The organism is Streptomyces sp. R818 (assembly GCF_056172735.1).
Genome location: NZ_JAOCNE010000003.1, coordinates 1,092,387 through 1,096,781 on the forward strand (window position 1 = coordinate 1,092,387; position 4,395 = coordinate 1,096,781).

The 4,395-nt window shown below is 74.1% G+C and carries 4 protein-coding genes and 1 pseudogene; 2 read left to right on the top strand and 3 right to left on the bottom strand.

Annotation, left to right across the window (positions count from 1 at the left end; translation table 11 throughout):
- The first annotated feature begins 210 nt into the window (after positions 1-210).
- Together yaaA and eda are read left to right on the top strand one after the other, a co-directional pair.
- Positions 211-993, top strand: a complete 783-nt coding sequence (gene yaaA / locus N5I75_RS10110; RefSeq protein WP_476676366.1) for a peroxide stress protein YaaA — start codon at positions 211-213, stop codon at positions 991-993.
- A 73-nt stretch (positions 994-1,066) separates the two neighbouring features.
- The gene (gene eda, locus N5I75_RS10115) at positions 1,067-1,699 is read left to right on the top strand and encodes a bifunctional 4-hydroxy-2-oxoglutarate aldolase/2-dehydro-3-deoxy-phosphogluconate aldolase (RefSeq protein WP_476676367.1); all 633 of its coding nucleotides are present in this window, start codon (positions 1,067-1,069) and stop codon (positions 1,697-1,699) included.
- On the opposite strand, the pseudogene N5I75_RS10120 reads toward eda, so the two are convergent.
- The 3 genes and pseudogenes from N5I75_RS10120 to N5I75_RS10130 all read right to left on the bottom strand — a co-directional run.
- Positions 1,696-2,352, bottom strand: a pseudogene (locus tag N5I75_RS10120) (histidine phosphatase family protein); the annotation flags it as partial. The gene eda and the pseudogene N5I75_RS10120 overlap by 4 nt on opposite strands.
- A 23-nt stretch (positions 2,353-2,375) precedes the next feature.
- The gene (locus tag N5I75_RS10125) at positions 2,376-3,119 is read right to left on the bottom strand and encodes a zinc ribbon domain-containing protein (protein ID WP_476677011.1); all 744 of its coding nucleotides are present in this window, start codon (positions 3,117-3,119) and stop codon (positions 2,376-2,378) included.
- Positions 3,116-3,976 (bottom strand): Nif3-like dinuclear metal center hexameric protein, encoded by an 861-nt coding sequence (locus N5I75_RS10130; protein ID WP_476676368.1) that lies wholly within the window; start codon positions 3,974-3,976, stop codon positions 3,116-3,118. The genes N5I75_RS10125 and N5I75_RS10130 overlap by 4 nt, the downstream gene beginning before the upstream one ends.
- Positions 3,977-4,395 lie beyond the last annotated feature (419 nt).

The window sequence follows — 4,395 nt, forward strand, 5'->3', positions numbered from 1 at the left end:
CACCTCGAACTCGGCGCGCCGGTCACCCATCTCACCTTCCTCGGGCGGCCGAAGGACGTCGTACGGGTGCGGCTGCACGCCGAGGAGCCCGACCGGCTGGCCCGCGCCCTGGAGGCGCGGCTCACGCGGGTGCGGAACGAACCCTCCCCCGTCGCCGACTAACCTGGCGCGGGGCCGCACCCCGGCCCGTCGTACCGAAGGAGATCGCCCGTGCTCGTCTTGCTGCCGCCGTCCGAAGGGAAGGCCGCCTCCGGGCAGGGCGCCCCGCTGAAGCCGGAGTCGTTGTCGCTGCCGGGGCTCGCCGGGGCGCGGGCCGCCGTCCTCGACGAGCTGGTCGAGCTGTGCTCCGCGGACGAGGAGAAGGCGCGCCACGTGCTCGGGCTGAGCGAGGGGCTGCGCGGCGAGGTCGCCAAGAACGCCGGGCTGCGCATCGCCGGCGCCCGGCCCGCCGGGGAAATCTACACCGGCGTCCTCTACGACGCCCTCGGGCTCGCCACCCTCGACGCCGCCGCGAAGAAGCGGGCCGCGCGCTCGCTCCTCGTCTTCTCCGGGCTGTGGGGCGCGGTGCGCGTGACCGACCGCATTCCGTCCTACCGCTGCTCGATGGGCGTGAAGCTGCCGGGGCTCGGCGCGCTCGGCGCGTTCTGGCGGGCGCCGATGGCCGAGGTCATGCCCGAGGCGGCCGGGGACGGGCTCGTGCTCGATCTGCGGTCGGCGGCGTACGCGGCGGCCTGGAAGCCGAAGGGTGAGGTCGCGGAGCGGACGGCGACGGTACGGGTGCTGCACGCGCCGACCCGCAAGGTCGTCAGCCACTTCAACAAGGCGACCAAGGGGCGCATCGTGCGCTCGCTGCTGACCTCGGGCGCCGCGCCCGCCTCCCCGGCCGAGCTGGTCGAGATCCTGCGGGAGCAGTCGTACGAGGTCGAGGTCGAGGCGCCCGCCAGGGCCGGGCGGGCGTGGAGTCTGGACGTGCTCGTCGACGAGGTGCACTGACCCCCGCCCGCCTCATGTTGCACCATGCGCAACGGCCTTTGCGCATGGTGCGCGCCCCGGGCAGGATGTGCCCATGACCTCCTCTGCGCACTCCTCCGTGCTCGACCTCGCCCCCGTCGTCCCCGTCGTCGTCGTGGAGGACGTCGCCGACGCGGTGCCGCTCGCGCGGGCGCTCGTCGCGGGCGGCCTGCCCGCGATCGAGGTGACCCTGCGCACGCCCGCCGCGCTCGACGCGATCCGCGCCATCGCCGCCGAGGTCGAGGGCGCGGTCGTCGGCGCGGGCACCGTGATCTCCCCCGCGAACGTCGCCGGCTCGGTGGACGCGGGTGCGGAGTTCCTGGTCAGCCCCGGCTGGACGGACACGCTGCTCGACGCGATGAAGGGCTCGGGCGTGCCGTTCCTGCCGGGCGTCTCCACCACCTCGGAGGTCGTGGCGCTGATCGAGCGCGGGATAAGCGAGATGAAGTTCTTCCCCGCCGAGGCCGCCGGGGGCGCCGCCTACCTCAAGGCGCTCGCCGGGCCGCTGCCGCAGGCCCGGTTCTGCCCGACCGGCGGAGTCTCGCCCGCGAACGCCCCCACCTATCTGGCGCTGAGGAACGTCGGCTGCGTGGGCGGCAGTTGGATGCTCCCGGCCGACGCGATCGCCGCGAAGGACTGGGCCCGGGTCGAGAAGCTGGCCCGCGAGGCGAGCGCCCTCACCGCCTAACGGACGGCCAGATGCGCGGTCTCGTTGAGAGCGCGCACGCTCGCGTTGCCGTCCGCGTAGTACGCGATCGTCGTCAGCGACGCCGCCGACAGTTCCATGCGGAACAGCGCCTCCGGCGGCGCGCCGAGCGCGAGCCGGACCAGCGTCTTGATCGGTGTGACGTGGCTGACCAGGAGGACCGTACGGCCCCGGTGGGCGGCGGTCAGCCGGTCGCGGGCCGCCGTGACCCGCTCGGCGACCGCCGCGAAGCTCTCGCCGCCGCCCGTGGGAGCGGCGTCGGGCGAGGCGAGCCAGGCGTTCATGTCGTCCGGATGGCGCTCCCGCACCTCCTTGAACGTGAGCCCTTCCCACGCCCCGAAGTCGGTCTCGCGCAGACCCTCGTCGACGGTGACGCCGAGGCCGAGCCGGTCGGCGACGACCTGGGCCGTCTCCCGGCAGCGCGTCAGCGGCGACGCCACGACCGCTTCGACCTGCCCCCGCGCCGCCAGCTCCGCCGCCACACGCTCCGCCTGCGCACGACCCGTCGCCGACAGCTCGGGGTCGGCGCCGACGCCCCGGAGGAAGCCGCTCCCGGAGAACCGCTTCTCGGGCGTCAGCGCCGTCTCGCCGTGGCGGAGCAGCACAAACGTGGCCGGGGGGCCCATATCAGGCCCCCCGGACGATGACGCGATGCCGGTCAGAGGCCCGACTCCGCCGTGCGGACGAGGATGCGGCGGCAGTTCTCGCAGCGGACGACCGCGTCGGGGGCGGCGGCGCGCACCTCGTTCAGCTCGGTGATGTTCAGCTCCAGGCGGCAGCCCTCGCAGCGGCGCTGGAACAGCTTGGCCGCGCCGACGCCGCCCTCCTTCTCGCGGAGCTTGTCGTAGAGCTTCAGCAGGTCGGCGGGGATGGACCCGGCGACGACCTCGCGCTCCTTGGTGACCACCGCGGCCTCGGTGTCGAGCTGGGCGGCGGCCTGGTCGCGGCGGGCCGTCGCGTCGTCGACCTTGGCCTGGACGGCGGCGAGGCGTTCGGCCAGCTCGCCGACGCGCTCCTGCGCGGACTCGCGGCGCTCCATGACCTCCAGGACGACGTCCTCCAGGTCGCCCTGGCGCTTGGCGAGCGAGGCGATCTCGCGCTGGAGGTTCTCCAGGTCCTTGGGCGAGGTGACCGCGCCGGAGTCGAGGCGCTGCTGGTCGCGGGTGGCGCGCTGGCGGACCTGGTCGACGTCCTGCTCGGCCTTGGTCTGCTCGCGGGAGCAGTCGCTCTCCTCGGTGGTCGCGGCGACGTGCAGGTCACGCAGTTGCGCGAGGTCCTTGGTGAGCGACTCGATCTCGGCGTGCTCGGGCAGCGACTTCTTCTTGTGGGTCAGCTGCTGGAGGCGGACATCCAGATCCTGGACGTCGAGGAGACGGATCTGGTCGGCGGGCGCGGCGTTCAGTTGGGGGCTCCAAAAGTAGTCAGGGGTTCGCGGTGGGACGCCGCGTGGGCGGTCCAGGGGTCGGTGACCGTACGGGAGACGTGGACGCGCAGGCCCCATCCCTCGCGGTCGGAGACCTCGTCGAGCTGGGCGGCGGCCTGTTCGCACCAGGGCCACTCGGTGGCCCAGTGCGCCGCGTCGAGCAGCGCGAGAGGGGAGTGTTCGCGGGCCTCGCTCACCGGGTGGTGGCGCAGGTCGGCGGTGAGGAAGGCGTCGACGCCCGCGGCGCGGACGGCGTCGAAGAGGCTGTCGCCGCTGCCGCCGGAGACGGCGAGCGTCCGGATCGTCGCGTCCGGGTCGCCGGCCGCGCGGATGCCCTGCGCGGTGGCGGGGAGCCGCTCGGCGGCGCGGGCCGCGAGCTCGCGCAGGGTGAGCGGGTGGTCGAGCTCACAGACGCGGCCGAGACCGCGGCGGCCCGAGGGGTCGGCCGGGTCGGGCACGAGGGGGCGGACGACCCGGACGTCGAGCGCTCCGGCGAGCGCGTCGGAGACGCCGGGGTCGGCCTTGTCGGCGTTGGTGTGCGCGACGTGCAGGGCGATGTCGTTCCTGATCAGGGTGTGGACGGCCCTGCCCTTGAAGGTGTCCGCCGCGACCGTCGTCGTCCCGCGCAGATAGAGCGGGTGGTGCGTGACCAGCAGGTCCGCGCCGAGCTTCACCGCCTCGTCGACGATCTCCTGGACCGGGTCGACGGCGAAGAGGACCCGGCCGACCTCGGCGTCCGGGTCACCGGCGACCGTGCCGACCGCGTCCCAGCCTTCGGCGAGGGCGGGGGGCCAGAGGGCGTCGAGCGCGGCGGTTACTTCAGACAGACGGGGCACGCAGACAGGTTACCTGCGCCGCGCCGCCCTCCCCCAAGCCCGGGGCCCGCGCACGACTTCATGAGCACACCAAGTACTCGCCCCACAGCTGATTCCGGCCACGGCCACCCTTTGGTGTGAAGCGGCGGGCCGGGCGGACCCCGGAGGTACGTGCGAAAACTAGCTTCGGCTGTGCACCAGAGATCAGGTGGGGCGCGGGGGCGGGGCACCGAGACAAGCACTGGCGGACCAGGACAGTCGGAGGCGACGGATCCCATGACGGCCTTGGCCATAGAACCCACGGCACAGGACGGGGCGGCACAGGACGGGGCGGCACAGACCGGGGTGGCACAAACCCCGGCGGCACGGCCGCGGCCGGAGCCGCCGCGGCCCGGCTGCGTGATCACCGCGGACGCCACCTACGCGGCACGGCTCGCGCA

Excerpts from the sequence above, each read along its gene's own strand:
- eda (WP_476676367.1), top strand. The coding sequence starts at position 1,067 with ATGACCTCCTCTGCGCACTCCTCCGTGCTCGACCTCGCCCCCGTCGTC.